The organism is Achromobacter sp. 1011811831, assembly GCF_059760905.1.
Map to the genome: position 1 here is coordinate 39,628 of NZ_JCBANG010000001.1, position 20,614 is coordinate 60,241.

The 20,614-nt window shown below is 69.1% G+C and carries 12 protein-coding genes; 6 read left to right on the forward strand and 6 right to left on the reverse strand.

Translation table 11 applies throughout. From position 1 onward, the window contains the following. The first annotated feature begins 6 nt into the window (after positions 1–6). From AC6LJ9_RS00040 to AC6LJ9_RS00050, 3 genes are all read left to right on the forward strand, one after another. Entirely contained in the window at positions 7–2,160 is a 2,154-nt protein-coding gene (locus tag AC6LJ9_RS00040) for a hypothetical protein (protein WP_212314029.1), read from the forward strand. Between the two features lie 140 nt (positions 2,161–2,300). Further along, a complete protein-coding gene (locus AC6LJ9_RS00045) occupies positions 2,301–4,283 on the forward strand; it encodes a preprotein translocase subunit SecA (protein WP_498146019.1) in 1,983 nt (660 codons plus the stop codon). 12 nt (positions 4,284–4,295) lie between these two features. Continuing rightward, positions 4,296–5,087, forward strand: coding sequence for an efflux RND transporter periplasmic adaptor subunit (locus AC6LJ9_RS00050; RefSeq protein WP_498146020.1), 792 nt, complete (start codon positions 4,296–4,298; stop codon positions 5,085–5,087). A 37-nt stretch (positions 5,088–5,124) separates the two neighbouring features. On the opposite strand, the gene AC6LJ9_RS00055 is transcribed toward AC6LJ9_RS00050, so the two are convergent. The 3 genes from AC6LJ9_RS00055 to AC6LJ9_RS00065 form a co-directional block, all read right to left on the reverse strand. Further along, on the reverse strand, positions 5,125–5,856 hold the full coding sequence (locus AC6LJ9_RS00055) for a DUF3726 domain-containing protein (protein WP_498146021.1): 732 nt from the start codon (positions 5,854–5,856) through the stop codon (positions 5,125–5,127). Beyond that, positions 5,856–7,574 carry a hypothetical protein gene (locus AC6LJ9_RS00060; protein WP_498146022.1) on the reverse strand — a complete coding sequence of 573 codons (1,719 nt, stop codon included), beginning with the start codon at positions 7,572–7,574 and terminating at the stop codon, positions 5,856–5,858. Before AC6LJ9_RS00060 ends, AC6LJ9_RS00055 begins: the two co-directional genes overlap by 1 nt. Before the next feature lie 176 nt (positions 7,575–7,750). Beyond that, on the reverse strand, positions 7,751–8,623 hold the full coding sequence (locus AC6LJ9_RS00065) for a LysR family transcriptional regulator (RefSeq protein ID WP_498146023.1): 873 nt from the start codon (positions 8,621–8,623) through the stop codon (positions 7,751–7,753). A 131-nt stretch (positions 8,624–8,754) separates the two neighbouring features. Here AC6LJ9_RS00065 and AC6LJ9_RS00070 point away from each other — a divergent pair, with 131 nt between their 5' ends. The 3 genes from AC6LJ9_RS00070 to AC6LJ9_RS00080 all read left to right on the forward strand — a co-directional run bounded on the left by AC6LJ9_RS00070 (position 8,755) and on the right by AC6LJ9_RS00080 (position 12,878). Continuing rightward, positions 8,755–10,185 carry an aldehyde dehydrogenase family protein gene (locus tag AC6LJ9_RS00070; RefSeq protein WP_498146137.1) on the forward strand — a complete coding sequence of 477 codons (1,431 nt, stop codon included), beginning with the start codon at positions 8,755–8,757 and terminating at the stop codon, positions 10,183–10,185. A gap of 12 nt (positions 10,186–10,197) precedes the next feature. Then, positions 10,198–11,184 (forward strand): dipeptidase, encoded by a 987-nt coding sequence (locus tag AC6LJ9_RS00075; RefSeq protein WP_498146024.1) that lies wholly within the window; start codon positions 10,198–10,200, stop codon positions 11,182–11,184. Positions 11,185–11,300: 116 nt separating this feature from the next. Further along, on the forward strand, positions 11,301–12,878 hold the full coding sequence (locus AC6LJ9_RS00080; protein WP_498146025.1) for a BCCT family transporter: 1,578 nt from the start codon (positions 11,301–11,303) through the stop codon (positions 12,876–12,878). Positions 12,879–12,935: 57 nt separating this feature from the next. Here the strand turns inward: AC6LJ9_RS00080 and AC6LJ9_RS00085 are convergent, their stop codons facing one another. The 3 genes from AC6LJ9_RS00085 to uvrA form a co-directional block, all read right to left on the reverse strand. Next, positions 12,936–13,568: an aminotransferase class IV family protein gene (locus AC6LJ9_RS00085; protein WP_498146026.1), complete on the reverse strand. Its 633-nt coding sequence runs from the start codon at positions 13,566–13,568 to the stop codon at positions 12,936–12,938. 73 nt (positions 13,569–13,641) lie between these two features. Continuing rightward, the gene (locus tag AC6LJ9_RS00090) at positions 13,642–14,778 is read right to left on the reverse strand and encodes an aminodeoxychorismate synthase component I (RefSeq protein ID WP_498146027.1); all 1,137 of its coding nucleotides are present in this window, start codon (positions 14,776–14,778) and stop codon (positions 13,642–13,644) included. Between the two features lie 6 nt (positions 14,779–14,784). Then, positions 14,785–20,556: an excinuclease ABC subunit UvrA gene (gene uvrA, locus AC6LJ9_RS00095; protein ID WP_498146028.1), complete on the reverse strand. Its 5,772-nt coding sequence runs from the start codon at positions 20,554–20,556 to the stop codon at positions 14,785–14,787. Positions 20,557–20,614 lie beyond the last annotated feature (58 nt).

The window sequence follows — 20,614 nt, forward strand, 5'->3', positions numbered from 1 at the left end:
CGGAACATGACGGCCACCGCCCTCTACAGCAATTCCTGGCACCGCGTCAGCGCGCTGCGGCCGCGCCTGCGCTCGCACATCCACATCCAGCGCCACACCTACCGGGGGCAGGTCTGGTACGTGATGCAGGACCAGAGCAACGGCGAGTTCCACCGCTACACGCCCGAGGCCAACCTGCTGATCAGCCTGATGGACGGACGCCGCAGCGTGCAGCAGATCTGGGAGACCGCCTGCGCCCAGCTGGACGACGACGCCATGCCGCAGGACGAAGTCATCCGCCTGATGTCCCAGCTGCACCGCGCCGACGTGCTGATGACCGACCGCGCGCCGGACGTGCGCGACCTGGTGCAGCGCCGCCGGCGCCAGCGGGCGCAGAAGATCAAGCAGTACGTCGGCAATCCCAGCGCGCTCAAGCTGCCGCTGCTCGATCCCGACCGCTGGCTGAGCGCCGCGCTGCCGTACTACCGCTGGCTGTTCACCTGGGTGGGCGGGCTGCTGTGGCTGGCCGTGGTGCTCTACGGCGCCTCGCTGGGCGCCATGCACTGGAAGGCGCTGACGCACAACGTCTGGGACCAGGTGTTCTCGGCCGGCAACGTGCTGGCCATGGCGCTGGTGTATCCGCTGGTCAAGGCCGTCCACGAGCTGGGCCACGCCTGCGCGGTCAAGGCGCGCGGCGGCGAGGTCCACGAGATCGGGCTGATGTTCCTGCTGCTGGTGCCCATTCCCTACGTGGACGCATCGGCGGCGGCCGGCTTCGCCGACAAGCGCTGGCGCATGCTGGTGGGGGCGGCGGGCATCCTGGTGGAGCTGTTCCTGGCGGCGCTGGCCATGATCGCCTGGACACAGCTGGAGCCGGGCCTGGGCCGGTCCGTGGCCTACAACGTCATCATCCTGTGCGGCGTGTCCACGCTCTTCATGAATGGCAATCCGCTGCTGCGCTATGACGGCTACTACGTGCTGTCGGACGCCATCGAGATTCCCAACCTGGGGCAGCGCGCCAATGCCTGGCTGGGCTATCTGTTCAAGCGCTATGTGCTGGGCCTGGCCGCCGTCGAGGCGCCGCGCGCCAGCCGGGGCGAGCAGTGGTGGTTCGTGGGCTACGCGCTGCTGTCCTTCGTCTACCGCATGTTCATCATGTTCCTGGCCATCTTCCTGGTGGCGGGGCAGTTCTTTTTCTTTGGCGTCCTGCTGGCCTGCTGGGCCATCCTGAACACCATCGTCATGCCGCTGTGGCGGCTGGCGCGGCAGCTGTTCACCGACCCGCAGATCCAGGCGCGCCGGGGACGCTCCTATGCCATCACCGCGCTCTGCGTGCTGGCGGCGGCGGGACTGGCGGGCGCCGTGCCCATGCCGTCCTCGACCGATACCGAGGGCGTGGTCTGGGTGCCGCCGTCGGCCCAGGTGCGCGCGCCGGTGGCCGGCTTCGTGCGCGAGCGCCAGGCGGCGGACGACGCGCTCGTGGCGGCGGGCGCGCCGCTGCTGGCGCTGGAGAACGATGAACTGCAGCGGCGCGACGCCATGCTGGCCGCGCAGGTCGACGAGTACCAGGCACGCTACGTGCAGGCCCATGCCCAGAACCCGGTGCAGGCCGCCATCACGCGCCATCAATGGCAGAGCCTGCTGACCGAGAAGCGCGCGGTCGATGAACAGGTGCAGTCGCAGCAGGTGCGCAGCCGGCACGCCGGCCGCTACGTCTCGGCCCAGCCCGAGGACATGACAGGCCGCTACGTCCAGCGCGGCGAGCTGCTGGGCTATGTGCTGACCGAGGCCGAGACGGTGCGCGTGGTGGTGCCGCAGTCCAGCCTGGAGCGGATCCATCGCTCGCTGGAAGGCGTGCGCGTGCGGTTGGTGCAGGACGCGGGCCGCGTGTTCGAGGCGCGCGTCCTGCGCGAAGTGCCGTCGGCCACCGACGAGCTGCCCAGCATGGCGCTGAGCCTGCAGGGCGGCGGCAGCATCGGCGTGGATCCGCGCAAGTCGCAGGAAGGGCGGGCCAAGTCGGCGGAGAACCTGTTCGTCATGGACCTGCAATTGCCGCCGGACGCGCCGCGCGGCTACGTGGGCGCGCGCGTCTACGTGAAGTTCTCCCACGAGCCCCGGCCGATCGCGCTGCAGGCCTATGACGCCGTGCGCCAGATGGTGCTGCGCCAGCTAAAACTCTAATGGAGGAAACCCACCCCCGCAGCGCTGCGCGCTTCCCCCTCAAGGGGGCGCCACTACGGACCGGCATAGCCGGATCCGTGTGGCCCTGGTCGTGACGGTTTTGCCAAGTTGTGACGTTCCACTTCGTGGATATGACTGAAATGGATATTTGTGCTGCTTTGGCGCCCGACCCGCTCTATCCCGAAAGGGAGAGCGAGCGGCACGCCAACAAGCTGGAGGCCTGGGGCACGGCGGCGCTGCGCTGGCTGGCGCGCAAGCGGCGCCAGCCGCTGTGGCGCACCCGCCGCATCCTGGCGCAGGTGCATCGCGAGGCCGGCCGGCTGGCCGAGCTGGATCTGGCCGGCGTGCGCGCGCGCGCCGACGAGGTGGCCTTCGACCTGCGCTGCAACGGCATCACCCAGGCCGGCGCCGCGCGCGCCTTCGCGCTGGTGCGGCAGGCGGGCAGGCTGGCGCTGGGCAAGGCGCATTTCGATGTGCAACTGCTGGGCGGCTGGGCCATGCTGCAGGGCATGGTGGCCGAGATGAACACCGGCGAGGGCAAGACGCTGACCGCCACGCTGCCGGCCGCCACGGCGGCGCTGGCCGGGCTGCCGGTGCATGTCATCACCACCAATGATTATCTGGTCGAGCGCGACGCGCAGATCATGACGCCGCTGTACCAGGCGCTGGGCCTGAGCGTGGCCTGGGTCAGCATGGAAATGGATCCGGCCGAGCGGCGCCGTGCCTACCAGGCCGACATCGTGTACTGCTCGAACAAGACCCTGGTCTTCGACTATCTGCGCGACCTGATCGTGCTGGACGACGACAAGGACGAGGACCGCCTGCGGCTGGAACGGCTGCGCGGCGGCGACGGGCGCGTCGGCGAGCTGTTCCTGCGCGGCCTGTGCTTCGCCATCGTGGACGAGGCCGACAGCGTGCTGGTCGACGAGGCGCGCACGCCGCTCATCATCTCGGGTGTGCAGGAAGAGGACGGCGGCGCCGTCACTGCCCAGGCCATGGAACTGGCGGCGGGCATGCGCGAGGAACATTATCTGATCCAGCGGGACCAGCGGCGGGCCGCGCTCACCGAGTCCGGGCGCGAGCACCTGCGCCAGGCCTGCGCCGCCCTGCCGGCGCCCTGGGGCATTCCGTTCCGGCGCGAAGAGCTGATCCTGAGCGCGCTGACCGTGCTGCACCTGTACCGGCTCGACGAGCAATACATCGTGCGCGACGACAAGGTCATGGTGGTGGACGAGTTCACCGGGCGCGTCATGCCCGACCGTTCCTGGGGCCAGGGCCTGCACCAGATGATCGAGCACAAGGAAGGCCTGGAGCTGAGCGATCCGCGCGCCACGCTCAAGAGCATCAGCTACCAGCGCTTCTTCAAGCACTACCTGCTGCTGGCCGGCATGACGGGCACGGCCGCCGAGATCCGGGCGGAGCTGGGCCGCGTCTACAACCTGCCCGTGGTGCGCATTCCCACGCATCGCAAGTCGCGCCGGCTCCACGCGCCGGACAGCGTGCACCGGACCATGGCGGACAAATGGGCGGCCGTGCGCGAACGCTGCCGCGCGCTGCACGCTCGCGGCGTGCCGGTGCTGATCGGCACGCGCTCGGTGGCGGCGTCGGAGGACGTGGCGCGGGTGCTGGCCGAGGCGGCGCTGCCGGCGGTCGTGCTCAACGCCAAGCAGGACGCCGACGAGGCCGCGCTGGTCGGGCGCGCCGGCGAGATCGGCAGCATCATGATCGCCACCAACATGGCCGGTCGTGGCACCGACATTCCCCTGTCGGACGCCGCGCGCGAGGCCGGCGGCCTGCACGTCATCCTGACCGAGCGGCACGAGTCCGCCCGCATCGACCGCCAGCTCGAAGGCCGCAGCGGCCGCCAGGGCGATCCCGGCCATGCCGAGGCCATCCTGTCGCTGGAGGACGCCGTGCTGGACAGCGTCAGGAACAGCGTCTGGGCGCGGCCGATGGATGCGCTGCTGGCGATGAGATTCCCCGGCTGGCGTGCCGTCGCGGCGCGCTGGTTGAGCCACGCGCAGGCGCGCACCGAAAGAAAACTGGCCCGCGAACGCCGCAGCATGGTGTCCGCGGACGAAGAATTGGAAAATTCCCTGTCGTTCTCCGGACAGGGAGACTGAGGTCCGTTGAAGATGAAGATTCCCGCCGCATTCCGTCCCGCCTGCCTGGGCCTGGCCGCCGCGCTGGCCAGCGCCGCGCAGGCCCAGGGCCTGCCGCCCGATGCCGCCTTGCCGCCGCTGACCAGCCTGGGCGCGCCGGCGGACAGCCTGGGCCATCCCATGGCCTGCCTGATCGAGCCGTTCCAGGTGTCGGAGCTGGGCAGCCCTTCGGCCGGCGTGCTGAACAAGGTGCTGGTGCAGCGCGGCGACGAGGTCAAGAAGGGGCAGGTGGTGGCCGAGCTGAACACCAATGTGGACGAGGCCACGCTGCAGCTGCGCCGCGCCGAGGCCGCCTACCTGGGCCGCGTGGTGGAGCGCAACGCCGACCTGTACCAGCGCAAGCTGCTGCCCGCCGGCGACTACGACGAGATGACGTCGCGCAGTCGCCAGGCGCAGCTGCAGGTCGCCCTGCAACAGGCCATCCTGGCCGAGCGCAGCATCAAGAGTCCGTTCGACGGCGTGGTGGCCGAGCGTTATGCCGGCCCCGGCGACCGCATCAACGACAACAAGATCGTCAAGCTCGCGCAGATCGATCCGCTGGTGGTCAAGGTGGTCGTGCCCGACGGCCTGTACGGCCAGATCAAGGCCGATGCCGGCGCCCAGGTCACGGTCAACCAGGCCATCAGCGACAAGCCGCTGCAGGCCAAGGTCTGGCGCATCGACAGGGTGATGGACGCCGCCAGCGGCACCTTCACCGTGCTGCTCAAGGTCGAGAACAAGGGCAACGCCATTCCGGCGGGGATACGCTGCTCGATCCGGTTCTGAGAACCTGGAAGGCTTCGCGCTCCCCCGGCCTACAGGCTCATCGACCGCCCGCGCCGCTGCGCGACTGTTCCGAGTTCTCCACCAAGACCGCTTCGGCGAGCCGGTTCAGGCGTTGCCACAGCGTCGGGGACACCTCCGTGCCGTGTTCCAGCGCGCGCCGGCCGGCCTGTGCGTAGTCCGCCGGCGTGACCCGTCGGGCGATCCGGGCGGCGCCGGCCTCGAGGGCGGGAGCAGGCAGGGGCTCGATATCCAGCGTCAGCGTCAGGGAGCGTGGCGATTCCGCAGCGCCGCGTTCCGGCAGGGCCGCCGTCTGGTAGCTCGGATAATCGGCGCCGCTTTCGATCCAGGCGGTGTGGCGATGCGCTGGCGCATCGCCGTCGTCCCATCGCGCCTGGGCCCAGCAGCCCTTGCGGGCGCAATCCGCCAGCAGCTTGAGGACGCACTTGCGATCGCGGCAGTCCAGGATTTCCAGCTGGATCCGGCCTTGCCGGGACGCGCGCAGGCAGGCCAGGTCCAGCAGGGACGGCAGGGCGTCCAGCGCGCTGCGACCATGGCATCGTGCGACCAGGCGGCCGGGAGCCGGGGCGCTCAGTTCGGTGGCGGGCAGCGCGGGGTCGGCCTGCCACGCCAGCGCGTCCAGGCCGTCTTCGCCATGCAGCGGCAGCCAGCCGGCCATGGCGGCGGCATCCTCGTATTGGCCTTGCGGGTAGCCTAGCCCTTCGAAGACGCGTTTGAGCAGGGCGGCCAGTTCGTTGGCGGAGATCAGCATCAGGCGGTTTCCTGGGCGGGAGCGAGTGGCAGGAACCAGTCGTCGTCAAAGGGCTGTCCGATATCTTCCAGCAAGGGAGCCCCCTGGAACATGGTGTTGCGGACCCACAGGCGCGAGCGCGGGTCGAACTTGCTCACGCCGAAGAAGGACAGCTTGCAGCGCAGCAGGTGCATGGGCAGCACGTCGCGGTCCAGCAGGTTGGCGCGGATTTCGCCGTAGCGCGTCGCCGCCATGGTCTGGATGCGGCGAACGATCCCGCGATCCTCGGGATGGCGGAAGAGAAAATCCGCGACCCGGTCGTGAGGATGCGTGGCCAGGTCACGGACCAGCCGCCGGTGGCATTGCTGCGCCAAGAGGGCGATGCCCAGCGGCATCTGTTTTTCGCGGCCCGCGTCGATGCCGCACAGGCCGAGCCGGGGTTCCTGCTTTTCCTGCGACCGGTACCAGAATGTCGCCTGCGCGCCGTCGGCGTCGAAGTCGATCTCCAGGGCCCAGCGGTAGGCGGATTCGATCAGCGCGCGCAGCTCGGCGGCCGGCATGTCCGGCCTCAGTTCCAGACGCTCGGGCAGCGCCAGGCGTTCATCCAGGTCGTCCACCCGCTCAGGATGCAGTTCCAGCAGGATGCAGTTGAGCAGTTCCTGGCCCTGCAGGCTGCAATGGCGCGTCGTCCAGTCCAGCAACGTATTCCAGGATTCCAGCCGCGCGCCTTCCAGCCAGCCGGACAGGGCTTGCATGTCCGCGAGGGTGCGCTGGTTGTTGCCGATCTGCCATTCGTCCTCGGTGTGGGTCTCCCGGATATGGCGGATGGCGCGGTCCAGCAACCGCGGCAGGCGTGCGCGCGCGCCGGCGGCGACGGGCGCGGCGACGATGCGGGCGAGCGCCAGTTCGCGCATCTCGACCCAGCGGCTGATGAGCTGTGGATGATTGATGAGGTAGGGCGCCATGCCCAGGCCCGTCGAATTGCCGATGCCGATGTAGCGCTTGAGCGCCGGTTTCAGCGCCACCGCCGTGGCGGGCGCGCGATGGCGGGCGATATGCTCGGCCTGCCGCAGGCTGAAGTTGCGCAGCATGAAACAGGTGAACATTTCCGCGGCGAAGGGACGGGCGAAATCAGGATGCTTGCCCCGGATTTTTTCCCAATCGGCCATGCCCAGCTTGCCGCTGCCGTAGACCGCCGTGGTGCGGTACAGGTAGCCGACGCGCGTGATCCGGGCCGCGTCGGGCTGCCGCCCCTGGGCCAGCGCGTCCACGACATAGTCGAAATTGCGCACGCTGCGGTTGGCGCGCGACAGCACCATCGTCCGGGCGTCCAGCCTGCCGGCTTCCTGCAAGGGCACGTTGCGGCGCAGGCTGTCCAGCTGGTCCGGATCGACCTCGCCTTCGCACAGCGCCATGGTCAGGTCCCATTCGCTGGCGATGACGCGGTCGTTGCGCTTTTCCGGCGCCAGGTACTGGGAGAACAGCACGAAGCTGAACAGTCCGTTGGGCGTGCGGATGCGGTAGATCGCCGTGCCGTAGCCATCGGCGTCCAGCTCGAAGCGCGAGGCGTCGATCCGCCAGCGCTCGCGCATGATCCGGCGCACCAGGCCGCGCATGAAGCTCAGGCGGCTCTGATGCAGGCTGCCCAGCCGTTCCAGGTCCATGACCTGGCCGGCCGGGCGCATGGGCAGGGTCGCGGCTTCGGCCTGGCTGGTTTCCCTGGTGCTGAGCGTGTTCATGCTTGGACTCTCAATGGAACGGCGCCGTGCGTTCGCGACAGGATGGCGGACAGCGGGATGCGAGGCGTCGATGTGCCGTCGATATTGGGACAGGCGGGCCGGCGACGCAATTCAGATCGGTCTATTGCTTGATAAGCAGAATTTATGGCGACACTGTTTTTGATGAGTGGGGCTGTTCAGTTCCGGGAGGCGAGGCCGTTGTCGCGCAGGATGAAGTCGAACAGCGCCTGCGCGGCCACCGGCAGCGAGCGATTGGCCAGGCGCACCAGGCCGATGTCGCGGCTGGCGAGGGGCGCGGCCAGCGGAACGAAGCGCAATGCGGCGGACTCGGCGGGAAACGCCAGGCGGGGCAGGGTGGTGATGCCCATGCCGGCCTCGATCATGGCCAGCAGCGAAATCATGTTCGAGATGTAGATCTGCGATTCGGCGATCAGCTCGCCGGCGCTGGTCCCCGCGAGCAGCCGGGACGTGCCGTTGGCGATCAGCCGGTGGCCGCGCAGCTGCTGCCAGTCGAGTTTTTTCCTGGCCGCCAGCGGATGGTCCCGGTGGCAGACCACGCCGATGCTGTCCTTCCAGATCGGCGTGAAGTGCAGATCGCTTTCCGGTTCCCAGACGCTGGAAATGCCGAAATCCACTTGCCGGTTCTTCACCATGGCCAGCACCGCCTCCGAGCTGTCGTCGAACAGGCTGACATGCAGGCCGGCATCCTGGCCGATGAAGCGCGTGAGGATATCCGGCAACAGGCGGCTGGCGACCGATGGCACCGAGGCGATGCGCAGATGTCCGGACTTGTTCCGCGCCACCAGGTTCATCTCGCGCATCACGCGGTCGTGATGGTCGATCAATTCCCTGGCGTAGGCGAGGAACTGTTGGCCGAAGGGCGTCAGGTCCGGCTTGATGACGCGCGCGTTGCGCTTTTCGAACAGGGGCTGGCCCAGCTTGTCTTCCAGGTCGCGGATGGACAGCGATATGGCGGGCTGGGTGCGATGCGCCCGCTCCGCGGCGGCATGGAACCCCTGCAGCTCCACGACCCAGATGAAATGGCGCAACTGGACGATCCTGAGGTCTGGCAACACGGTAAGTTTCACTTATCAAGCAATAGTTGGAACTAACTTTATTTTATATGTACCGGCTCCTACCATGCGATCAACAGCATAGGGAGGCAGGCATGGCCAGCAGCATATTCAGCAACTACATCAACGGCGCCTGGGTCGAGGGCGCTTCCAGCATCGTCAATCGCAGCCCCGCCGACACCGAAGACGTGGTGGGGCGCTATGCGCAGGCGGACGCCGATCAGGTCGATCAGGCCATCGCGGCGGCGGCCGCCGCCCAGCCCGCCTGGGCGCGCAGCGGGCTGGAGGAACGCTGGCGCGTGCTCATGGCGATCGGTGACGAGCTGATCGCGCGCAAGGCCGAACTGGGCGAGCAGCTGTCGCGCGAAGAAGGCAAGACGCTGGCCGAGGGCGTGGGCGAAGTGCATCGTTCCGGCCAGTTTTTCCACTACTACGCGGCCGAAGTGTTGCGGCAGCTGGGCGAGACGGCGGACTCCGTGCGCCCGGGGGTAGAAATCGAGGTGCGCCGCGAGCCGGTCGGCGTGGTCGCCATCATCACGCCGTGGAATTTCCCGATGGCCACGGCGGCCTGGAAGATCGCGCCGGCGCTGGCCTTTGGCAACGCGGTGGTGTTCAAGCCCGCCAATGCCGTGCCGGCCAGCGCCTGGGCGCTGACCGAGATCATCTCGCGCCAGCCCCTGCCCGCCGGCGCCTTCAACCTGGTCATGGGCAGCGGCGCCGGGGTCGGGGAGCGGCTGATCCAGTCGGCGGCGATCCACGCGCTGAGCTTCACGGGCTCGGTCGAGACCGGCCGCCGGGTCGCGGCCGCGACGGCCGCCAATTTCGTGCGCTGCCAACTGGAAATGGGCAGCAAGAACGCCCTGGTGGTGCTGGACGACGCTGATCTGCCCCTGGCGGTGGAATGCGCGGTGAATGGCGCGTTCTTCGGCACCGGGCAGAAGTGCACCGCCTCATCCCGCCTGATCGTGACCGAGGGCATACACGATCGCTACGTGCAGGCGCTGGTGGAACGCATCGGGCAGCTGAAGGTCGGCCATCCCTTGCGCGAGGGCGTGCACATCGGTCCGGTGATCGACGAGGGCCAGCTGGCCCGGAACCTGCGCTACATCGAGCTGGCGCGGGGCGAGGGCGCGCGGCTGGCCTGCGGCGGCGAGCGCATCGAGGATGAGCGCCCCGGGTACTACATGCGTCCCGCGCTGTTCGTCGACACGCGCAACGACATGCGCATCAACCGCGATGAGGTCTTCGGCCCGATCGCCTGCGTCATCAAGGCGCGCGATTACGAGGATGCGCTGACCCTGCTCAACGACACGCGTTTCGGCCTCACGGCCGGCATCGTCACCCGGTCGCTGCGGCATGCCAGCGATTTCAAGCGGCGCGCCCGCACCGGCTGCGTCATGGTCAACCTGCCCACCGCCGGCACCGACTATCACGTGCCGTTCGGCGGCCGTGGCGATTCCAGCTTCGGCCCCAGGGAGCAGGGGCAGTACGCCCGCGATTTCTATACGGCGGTCAAGACCGTCTACATCCGTCCTTGAGGAAACATGATCATGCAAGAAATGCTGGTGATCGACGGCCTGCAATATTCCAACTGGAGCGAGGCGCTGTTCCGCCAGATGCGCGAGGGCGGCCTGAGCGCCGTGCACGCGACGATCGCCTACCATGAGACCGCGCGCGAGACGCTGTCGCGCATCGGGGAGTGGAATCGCCGCTTCGAGGCCTGGCCCGAGCTGATCCGCCCCGTGCGGCAGGCGTCGGACATTACGCTGGCGCAACGGGAGGGGCGGGTGGGCGTATTCTTCGGCTTCCAGAACTGCTCGCCCATCGAGGACGATATCGACCTGGTCGAGGTGTTTCGCCAGCTGGGGGTCTTCGTCATGCAGCTGACCTACAACAACCAGAGCCTGCTGGCCTCGGGTTGCTACGAAAGCGAGGACAACGGCATTTCGCGCTTCGGCAGGCAGGTGATCGGCGAGATGAACCGCGTCGGCATGCTGATCGACATGTCGCACAGCGCCGAGCGCAGCACCCTGCAAGCCATCGAACTGTCCGCGCGGCCGGTGATCATTTCCCACGCCAACCCCAGCAGCTTCCATCCTGCCCGGCGCAACAAGTCCGATGCCGTGTTGCGCGCGATCGCGCAATCCGGCGGGCTGCTGGGCTTCAGCACCTATCCCTTCCATCTGCGCGGCGGCCCGGCCTGCCGCCTGGACGAGTTCTGCGACATGGTGGCGCGCACGGCGGATCTGATGGGCGTGGACCACATCGGCATTGGCACCGACCTGTGCCAGCAGCAGCCGCTGCAGGTGCTGGAATGGATGCGCAACGGCCGCTGGAGCAAGGCCAAGGATTATGGCGAGGGATCGGCCGCCAACGCGGGCTGGCCGGCGCCCCTGCCGTGGTTCCGTGACAGCCGGGACTTTCCCGTGATCGCGGCGGGCCTGCGCGAGCGGGGATTCGTCGATGACGAGCTGCGCAAGATCATGGGGCTGAACTGGCTGCATCAGCTGGAGCATGGCACCGCGCCACGGCCTTGAGAGCCGGCGGGGCCATGAAGAAAACCCCACGCCACGCCCGTTCACGCGGGCTGGCAGCCCCCGATGAGGTCCTGTGCCTCGGGGCGGCCCGGGGAAAAAATAACGAGGAGACAATCATGAACGAGATTCCGGCCCGCGCAGCGGGCGGCGAGCGGGCGCGGCCCGCGCCCATGCAGGGCATGGACTGGCCGCTGCTGGCCATCAGCGGCGGCTTTCTGCTGTGCTTCCTGGCGGCGGCCCTGGTGGACATCGACGCCGTGTCGGCGCTGGTCGGTGCCTTGTTCGCCTGGTCGACGAAGGCGTTCGGCCTGTACTGGCAGATCCTGATGCTGGCGACCTTCGTCATCAGCCTGGGCATCGGCTTCAGCCTCTGCGGCCGCGTGCGCCTGGGCGGCGTGGACAGACGGCCCGACATCAGCACCTTCAACTGGATCGCCGTGATCATGTGCGCGCTGCTGGCGGGCGGCGGCGCGTTCTGGGCCGCCGCCGAGCCCTTGATGCACTTCGCCAGTCCGCCTCCCCTGTTTTCCCAGATGCTGCCGAAGACCGAAATGGCGGCGCACGTGGCGCTGGCGCAGTCCTTCGTGCACTGGGGCTTCCTGGCCTGGGCCGTGCTCGGCAGCCTGCTGGCCATCGTGCTGATGCACCTGCACTACGACAAGGGCCTGCCGCTGGCGCCCCGCACGCTGCTGTATCCGCTGCTGGGCGAGCGCGCGCTCAAGGGGATGATCGGCAGCCTGGTCGACGCCGCCTGCATCATCGCGGTGGTGGCCGGCACCATCGGCCCGATCGGCTTCCTGGGCCTGCAGATCAGCAATGCGCTGCACGCCGTGTGGGGCCTGCCGAACGACCTGACCACTCAGTCCATCACCATCATCCTGGTGACGGCCACGTACACCACGTCCTGCCTGGTGGGACTGAACGGCATCCGCGTGGTCAGCGAGATCAATGTCTGGCTCATGATCGGGTTGGCGCTGTTCATGATCGTGGCCGGGCCGACGCTGTTCATTCTGTCGGCCTTTCCCACGGCGTTCGGCTTGCAGCTGGAGTACTTCCTGCCGATGACGACGTATCGCGCGGATCCGAAGTGGCTGGACTGGTGGACCATCTTCTACTGGGGCTGGTTCATCGGCTATGCGCCGATGATGGGCCTGTACGTCGCCAAGGTGTCGCGCGGCCGCAGCATACGCCAGATCATCGGCACCTTGTCCATCGTCGCGCCCTTGGTGACCATGTTCTGGTTCACGGTGGTGGGGGGCGCCGGCATCGGGCTCGAATTGCAGAATCCGGGCAGCGTCACGGCCCATGGCAGCGAACCCGAGGCGATGCTGCTGGGCATTACGCAGAATCTGCCCTGGGCAGGGCTGGTGTCCGCGCTGTTCATCTTCCTGAGCTTCATTTCGGTCGCCACCAATGGCGATGCCATGGCCTATACCGTGGCCATGGCCATGTCCGGCAACGACACGCCCAGGAAATGGCTGCGCGCCTTCTGGTGCATCGGCATGGGACTGGCGGCCGTGGTGTTGATCACGATCGGCGCGGGGGGCGTGAGCGCGCTGCAATCGTTCATCGTGATCACCGCCGTGCCGGTCTCGCTGCTGATCCTGCCGGCCTTGTGGGATGCGCCGCGCATCGCGCTGGCGATGGCGCGCGAGCAGTTGGGCCAGCGGCGCGACGCGGGCGAGACGGCCTAGTGTGCTGTCCCGCAGATACACTCGCCGTCCGGGTGGACGGCTAGCGCCGGCGTCGGCTCAGGCCGCGCGCAGCGTCACGTCGATCCAGCCGCGCAAGGCGTTGGACAGGCGGATCCCGTCGGCCGCGTGCAGGTCGGCCAGGGTCAGCACCTTTTCCTTCGCCTGGCCGGTTTCCAGCAGCTCGGCGCGCTGCACGCCGGGCAGGCAGCCGCAATCGACCGGCGGCGTGTACCAGTGCGCGCCCAGGCGCAGGTAGACATTGCTGCGGCTGCCTTCGCACAGCTCGCCGCGCTCGTTCAGGTAGAGCAGGTCGAACAGGTGCGGGTGGGACGGCAGCCACTCGATGGTCTTGGTGTACCAGGGGCGGTGGGTGGTCTTGTAGCGCAGCAGCGGTTCGGACGAACGCAGCGCTTCGGGCGCCAGCATTACTTCCTGCACGGCCGGCAGCGGCGGCAAAGGGGCGGTCTGGATGCTGCGGCCGCCGTCGCGCGCCACCAGCAGGCGCAGCCGGTGCGGGCCGGGCGCGGACAGGGCCAGGGCGGTGACCAGGATGTCGGCCTCGACGGCGGGGCCGGCCCAGGCATAGTCCAGCGCCTTGCAGGAGGCCTCCAGCCGCTTCAGGTGCCGCGCCAGCAGCGGCATGCGGCGCTGGGCATCGACCAGGATGGTCTCGATCAGTTCGGGTTGCATGGGACGCTCCTGGGGAAGGGGGACGGGCGCGGGCCGCGTTCTATCCTACTACCGGCCCGAGGGGTTTGGGCCTTCAGCCCTTGAGAATGCGGGCTTTCCAGTGGCATTCCTGCCATTCGGAGGCCGGGTCGGAGTCGTGGACGATGCCGCCGCCCACGCCGTAGACGCCGGCGCCGGCCGCGTCCACGACCAGCGTGCGGATCGCCACGTTCAGCGAGAAATCGCCGTCCGGCGCCAGCCAGCCGATGCTGCCGCAGTACAGGCCGCGCGGCGCGATCTCCATCTGGCGGATGCGGCGCATGGCGGCGATCTTGGGCGCGCCGGTGATGGAGCCGCAGGGGAACAGCGCGCGCAGCACGTCTTCCAGCGAGGCGCGGGGGGCGCGCGCCGAGACGGTGGACGTCATGGTCCAGACCGTGGGATAGCGTTCCAGCGAGAACAGCGCGTCCACCGTCACCGAGCCGGGCTCGGCCAGCCGGCCCAGGTCGTTGCGCAGCAGGTCCACGATCATCAGGTTCTCGGCGCGGTTCTTCTCGCTGGCCAGCAGCTCGCGGCCCAGGCGCTCGTCCTCGGTCCGGTCGGGATGGCGCGGCGCCGTGCCCTTCATGGGCCGGGTGGTCAGGCGCTCGCCGTCGCGCCGGATGAACAGTTCGGGCGAGAAGGACAGCACGCTGCGCTCGCCGTCCTGGATGAAGGCGGCGTGCGCCACCGGATTGCGGGCGGCGATGCGGCGGTACAGCGTGGCCGGGTCACCGGCCAGGCGCAGGTCCAGCGGCTGGGTGTAGTTGACCTGGTACAGCTCGCCGGCGCCGATCAGGTCGCGGATCTCGTCGATGCGGCGCAGGTAGTCGGCCTCGGCCATGCGCGGCGCGGCGGGCGTGAGCGTGGCGGCGGGCGCGTCCGGGCCGGGCGAGTCCCAGGGCGCTTCGTCGGTCTTGCCGTCGAAGACCAGCGCGCGCAGCCGGGGCCGGCCGTCGTCGGCCGGCGGCGTCCAGGGGCCGGCGGGCGCGGCCCGCGCGGCCTCGGGCAGCAGCCATTCGCCCAGCTCGTAGTCCAGCATCAGCGCGACCCAGCGGCCCTGGCGGCGCTCGGCCTCGATGGCCTGCAGCGCCGGGCCGACCTCGGCGGCGGCGCGCGCCTCGATGCGGGAGCGGAAACCGTCCAGCCGCAGGGCGCGGCCGGCCAGCCGGTCTTCAAAGCGACAAAGCATGCTTGTCTATTGTTGATGGGTCAGGAATTCCGTCAGGACGCGGCCGGTGTGGGACTTGTCCTTCAGGGTCATCACGTGTTCCGGCGAACCTTGGGCGACCAGCTGGCCGCCGCCGGTGCCGCCCTCGGGGCCCAGGTCCAGCAGCCAGTCGGCCTCGGCGATCACGTCCAGGTTGTGCTCGATCACGACCACGGTGTTGCCCGCCTCGACCAGCCGGTGCAGCACGTGGATCAGTTTCTCCACGTCAGCCATCGACAGGCCGACCGTCGGCTCGTCCAGCACGTACAGCGTGTGCGGGATGCGCGAGGCGCGGCCGGTCTTGATCAGGCCGTCGGTCAGGCGGGCCTTGGACAGCTCGGTCACCAGCTTGATGCGCTGCGCCTCGCCGCCGGACAGCGTGGGCGAGGGCTGGCCCAGCGTCAGGTAGCCCAGGCCCACGTCCTGCATCAGTTGCAGCGGTCGGTGGATCTTGGGATGGGCGGCGAAGTAGCCGATGGCGTCGTCCACCTCCATGGACAGCAGCTCGCCGGCGTTCTTGCCGCGCATCTGCACGCTCAGCGTGTCCTGGTTGAAGCGCGCGCCGTTGCAGGCGTCGCAGGGCACCTTCACGTCCGGCAGGAAGTTCATCTCGATGGTGCGCATGCCCTGGCCCTCGCAGATCGGGCAGCGGCCGTCGCCGGTGTTGAACGAGAAGCGCGCCGAGGTCCAGCCGCGCATGCGGGCTTCGCGCGTGTCGGCGAACTGCTTGCGCACGTCGTCCCAGAAGCCCACGTAGGTGGCGGGGCAGGAGCGCGGCGTCTTGCCGATGGGGGTCTGGTCCACTTCCAGCACGCGGTCGATGGCTTCCCAGCCGGTGATGCTGTCGCAGCCGGCCCAGCCGGGCGCCTTGCCCTGCGAGACGGCCTGCATCAGGTTGTCCAGCAGCACTTCGCGCGCCAGCGTGGACTTGCCCGAGCCGGACACGCCCGTCACCACGCTCAGCCGGCCCACCGGGATCTGCGCGTCGACATGGCGCAGATTGTGCAGGCGCGCGCCGCGGATCTGGATCATGGGCGTGTCGGCCTCGACCGGGCGGCGGCCCTGCAGCGGGTGCTTGAGCGGCTGGGCCAGGTAGCGGCCGGTGACGGATTCGGGGGCGTCGATCAGGTCCTGGGCGCTGCCCTGGGCCACCACGCGGCCGCCGCGCACGCCGGCGCCGGGGCCGATGTCGATGATGTGCGAGGCGCGGCGGATGGTGTCGTCGTCATGCTCGACCACCACCAGCGTGTTGCCGTTGCCTTCCAGCCGCGCCAGCGCGTCCAGCAGGATGCGGTTGTCGCGCGGGTGCAGGCCGATGGTGGGCTCGTCCAGCACGTAGCACACGCCCTGCAGGTTCGAGCCCAGCTGCGCGGCCAGCCGGATGCGCTGCGCCTCGCCGCCGGACAGCGTGGGCGCGGCGCGGTCCAGCGCCAGGTAGTTCAGGCCGACTTCCTGCATGAAGTTCAGGCGGCCGCGGATCTCGGTGAGGATGTCGCGGGCGATCTCGCCCTCGCGGCCGCGCGCCACCAGCCCGGTGAAGAAGGTGTGCGCGTCCGATACCGGCAGCGAGGCCAGCTCGGCGATCGACTTGTCGCGCCAGCGCACGGCGCGGGCCACGCGGTTCAGGCGCTGGCCGTCGCACTGCGTGCAGACCTTGGCCTCGCCTTCGTACCAGGCGTTCCAGGCGGTTTCCTCGCCGGTCTGTTCCTCGTCGAAGCCCTGCAGTTGCAGGCCGGTGCCGAAGCAGCCGGTGCACCAGCCGTGCTTGGAGTTGTACGAGAACAGGCGCGGATCGGGTTCGGGGAAGCTGATGCCGCAGGACGGGCAGGCGCGCTTGACCGAGAAGTGCTGTTGCTGCAGGTCGCTGTCCAGCGCCTCGTGCAGCTTGTTGACCGGCCAGACCACGGACATCACGCCCTGGCCATTCTCCAGCGCGCTCTTGACCGCGGCGCGCAGCTCGGCCTCGTTGGCCGGATCGACCACCACGTCCGCCACCGGCAGCTCGATGGTGTGTTCCTTGTAGCGGTCCAGGCGCGGCCACGGGGCCACGGGGATGAATTCGCCGTCGACGCGCAGGTGCGAATGGCCGCGCGCGCCGGCCCACTTGGCCAGGTCGGTGTAGTAGCCCTTGCGCGCGGTGACCAGCGGGGCCAGGAGGCCGATGTGCTCGCCCCTGCGCTCGCGCAGCAGGCGGGCCACGATCTGGTCGGTGTTCTGCGGCTCGACGGCGACGTTGCAGTCGGGGCAGTATTGCGTGCCGAGCTTGACGTAGAGCAGGCGCAGGAAGTGATGGATCTCGGTCATCGTGGCCACGGTGGACTTGCGTCCGCCGCGGCTGGTGCGCTGCTCGATGGCGACCGTGGGCGGGATGCCGAAGATGGCGTCCACGTCGGGCTTGCCGGCCGGCTGCACGATGGCGCGGGCATAGGCATTGAGCGATTCCAGGTAGCGGCGCTGGCCTTCGTTGAAGAGGATGTCGAAGGCCAGCGTGGACTTGCCCGAGCCGGACACGCCGGTGATCACGGTGAACTTGTCGCGCGGGATCTCGACGTTGACGTTCTTCAGGTTGTGCTCGCGCGCGTTGCGGATCTCGATGGACATGGCGCTCTGGCGGCGCGCGCGCATCAGCGATTGCAGCGGCGTGCCTACGCCGGCGCCATAGGGCGCGTCCGGCTCGGCGATGCGAGCGCTCAGGCCGGCCTGTTCGGCTTCCTGCGCGTCGATGTCGCTGGACACGACCACGTCGGCGACCGGGGTCGGCAGGATGCTGGTTTCATAGTCGCGCAGCGCCGCGCCGGTATGCGACTTGGGGTTGTCCATCAGGTCCTGCGGCGTGCCGGTGCCGATCACCAGGCCGCCGGCGTCGCCGCCTTCGGGACCCAGGTCGATCAGCCAGTCGGCCGCGCGGATCACGTCCAGGTTGTGTTCGATCACCAGCAGCGTGTGGCCGGCGGCCAGCAGCTTGCGGAAGGCGCGCATCAGCCGCGCCACGTCGTCGAAGTGCAGGCCGGTGGTGGGTTCGTCGAACAGGAACAGGCTGCCCTTCTTGGCGACCTTGGCGGTGGAGATGCCGCTGCGCGCGGCCTCGGCCAGGTGGCCGGCCAGCTTCAGGCGCTGCGCCTCGCCGCCGGACAGCGTGGGCACGGGCTGGCCCAGGCGCACGTATTCCAGGCCCACGTCGCCCAGCGGCGCCAGCCCGGTCTGCACGTCGCGCAGGCCCTTGAAGAAGTCCAGCGCCTCGCTGACCGTCATCTCCAGCACTTCGTCGATGGACGCGCTCTTGCCCAGGTGCTCGACGCGCACTTCCAGCACTTCGGGGCGGAAGCGCTTGCCGTCGCAGTCGGGGCAGCGCAGATAGACGTCCGACAGGAACTGCATCTCCACGTGCTCGAAGCCGGTGCCGCCGCAGGTCGGGCAGCGGCCGTCGCCGCCGTTGAAGCTGAAGGTGCCGGCGGTGTAGCCGCGCTCGCGCGCCAGCGGCGCCTGCGCGAACAGCTTGCGGATCGCGTCGAAGGCGCCGACATAGCTGGCCGGGTTGGAGCGGGCGGTCTTGCCGATGGGGGTCTGGTCCACCATGACCACGTCGGCGATCTGCTCGGCGCCCAGCAGGCGCTGGAAGGCGCCGGGGGCCTCGGTCGGCTTGCCCTTCTGCTTGAGCAGGGCGGGGTAGAGCACGTCCTGCACCAGCGTCGATTTGCCCGAGCCGGACACGCCGGTCACGCAGACCAGCCGGCCCAGCGGCAGCTCGACCGAGACGTTCTTCAGGTTGTGGGCGCTGACGCCTTCCAGGATCAGGCGCGGCGTATTGGCCGCCACCGGCATGGGGCGCGGCGCCTCGACGCGCAGGCGGCTGCCGAGATAGTCGCCGGTCAGCGTGGGCGCGGCGCGCAGCGCGGCGGGCGTGCCGTCGAAGACGATGCGGCCGCCGCGTTCGCCGGGGCCGGGGCCGATGTCGATGACGCGGTCGGCGGCCACCATGACCTGCGGGTCGTGCTCGACCACCACCAGCGTGTTGCCGGCGTTGCGCAGCCGGTGCATGACCTCGACCACGCGGTGCATGTCGCGCGGGTGCAGGCCGATGGACGGCTCGTCCAGCACGAACAGCGTGTTCACCAGCGAGGTGCCCAGCGCCGTGGTCAGGTTGATGCGCTGCACCTCGCCGCCGGACAGCGTGCGGCTCTGGCGGTCCAGCGTCAGGTAGCCCAGGCCCACGTCGCACAGGAACTTCAGGCGCGCGCGCACCTCGGTCATGAGCAGGTCGGTGGCGGCGTCCAGCGCGCCGGTGAAGGACAGCTTGTCGAAGAACACGCGCACGCGCTCGATCGGCAGCAGCATCACGTCATGCACCGACAGGCCGTCCAGCGCGTCCAGCTGTTCGCGCGTCCAGCTCGCGCCCACAGGCATGAAGCGGCGGTAGCGGCCATCGTCGGGCGGCAGCACGGCGTCGGCTTCTTCTTTCGTGCCCAGGCGCCACAGCAGCGCGTCCGGCTTCAGGCGCGCGCCGTTGCAGGCGGGGCAGGGCGTGTAGCTGCGGTACTTGGACAGCAGCACGCGCACGTGCATCTTGTAGGCCTTGGTTTCGAGCCAGTCGAAGAAGCGCTGCACGCCGTACCACTGGTGCTTCCAGGCGTCGTTGCCGCCCTTCCAGTCGGGCGTGCCGTGCAGCACCCAGTGCTTGTGCTCGGGCTTCATGTCCTTCCAGGGCACGCCCAGCGGCACGCCGGCGCGCGGCGCGTACTTCTGCAGGTCGTCCTGGCATTCCTTGTAGGACGGCGTGGTCCAGGGCTTGATGGCGCCTTCGAGCAGGGTCTTGGTTTCGTCCGGGATCACCAGGCCGAAGTCGATGCCGATGACGCGGCCGAAGCCACGGCAGGATTCGCAGGCGCCCAGCGGCGAATTGAACGAGAAGCTGCTGGGCAGCGGATCGGTGTACTCGATATCGCAGTCGGCGCAGTGCAGGCGGTCGCTGTATTTCCAGACCTGGGCGTCCTGGCCCTCGTCGTCCATGACGTGCACGGCCAGGTGGCCGGCGCCCATGCGCAGCGCCGTGTCCAGCGCTTCCATCACGCGCTCGCGCTCGGCGCTGGAAAAGCGGAAGCGGTCCTGTACCACGTGCAGGATGCGGCGGGCCTCGGCGCCGGCCTTTGCGGCCTTGCCTTTTTCCTTGCCCTTCTTCGCCGGCGCGGCGGCGCGCGGCACGGCGTTTTCCTCGGCGTGCACGCGGGTGTAGCCCTGTTGCTCCAGGAAGCCGCGGACTTCTTCTTCGGTGAAGTTGGCCGGCACCGCGATCGGGAAGGTCACGACCAGGCGCGGATCGCCGGCGGCGGCCGAGCGTTCGGCCAGCGCGTGGAAGATCGAATCGGGCGTGTCGCGCCGCACCAGCTTGCCGCAACCCCGGCAGAACAGGCGCGCGCCGCGCGCGAACAGCAGCTTCAGGTGGTCGTTCAGCTCGGTCATCGTGCCGACCGTGCTGCGCGAGCTGCGCACCGGGTTGGTCTGGTCGATGGCGATGGCCGGCAGGATGCCCTCGATGCGGTCCACCTGCGGCTTGTCCATGCGATCCAGGAACTGGCGCGCATAGGGCGAGAAGGTTTCCACGTAGCGGCGCTGGCCCTCGGCGTACAGGGTGTCGAAGGCCAGCGAGCTTTTGCCCGAGCCGGATACCCCGGTCACGACCACGAGTTCGCCCGTGGCGATGGTCAGGTCCAGGTTCTTGAGGTTGTTCTGGCGTGCGCCAACGATGCGGATTTCTGAGCTCATGGGGCGGTATCGTAGCCTGAAGGAATGGGCCGGTCCGGGCGGCCTCGGCGCCGCTGGT

Excerpts from the sequence above, each read along its gene's own strand:
- AC6LJ9_RS00045 (WP_498146019.1), top strand. The coding sequence starts at position 2,301 with ATGGATATTTGTGCTGCTTTGGCGCCCGACCCGCTCTATCCCGAAAGG.
- AC6LJ9_RS00040 (WP_212314029.1), top strand. The coding sequence starts at position 7 with ATGACGGCCACCGCCCTCTACAGCAATTCCTGGCACCGCGTCAGCGCG.
- AC6LJ9_RS00055 (WP_498146021.1), bottom strand. The coding sequence starts at position 5,856 with ATGCTGATCTCCGCCAACGAACTGGCCGCCCTGCTCAAACGCGTCTTC.
- AC6LJ9_RS00085 (WP_498146026.1), bottom strand. The coding sequence starts at position 13,568 with ATGCAACCCGAACTGATCGAGACCATCCTGGTCGATGCCCAGCGCCGC.
- AC6LJ9_RS00090 (WP_498146027.1), bottom strand. The coding sequence starts at position 14,778 with ATGCTTTGTCGCTTTGAAGACCGGCTGGCCGGCCGCGCCCTGCGGCTG.
- AC6LJ9_RS00050 (WP_498146020.1), top strand. The coding sequence starts at position 4,296 with ATGAAGATTCCCGCCGCATTCCGTCCCGCCTGCCTGGGCCTGGCCGCC.
- AC6LJ9_RS00075 (WP_498146024.1), top strand. The coding sequence starts at position 10,198 with ATGCAAGAAATGCTGGTGATCGACGGCCTGCAATATTCCAACTGGAGC.
- AC6LJ9_RS00060 (WP_498146022.1), bottom strand. The coding sequence starts at position 7,574 with ATGAACACGCTCAGCACCAGGGAAACCAGCCAGGCCGAAGCCGCGACC.
- uvrA (WP_498146028.1), bottom strand. The coding sequence starts at position 20,556 with ATGAGCTCAGAAATCCGCATCGTTGGCGCACGCCAGAACAACCTCAAG.
- AC6LJ9_RS00080 (WP_498146025.1), top strand. The coding sequence starts at position 11,301 with ATGAACGAGATTCCGGCCCGCGCAGCGGGCGGCGAGCGGGCGCGGCCC.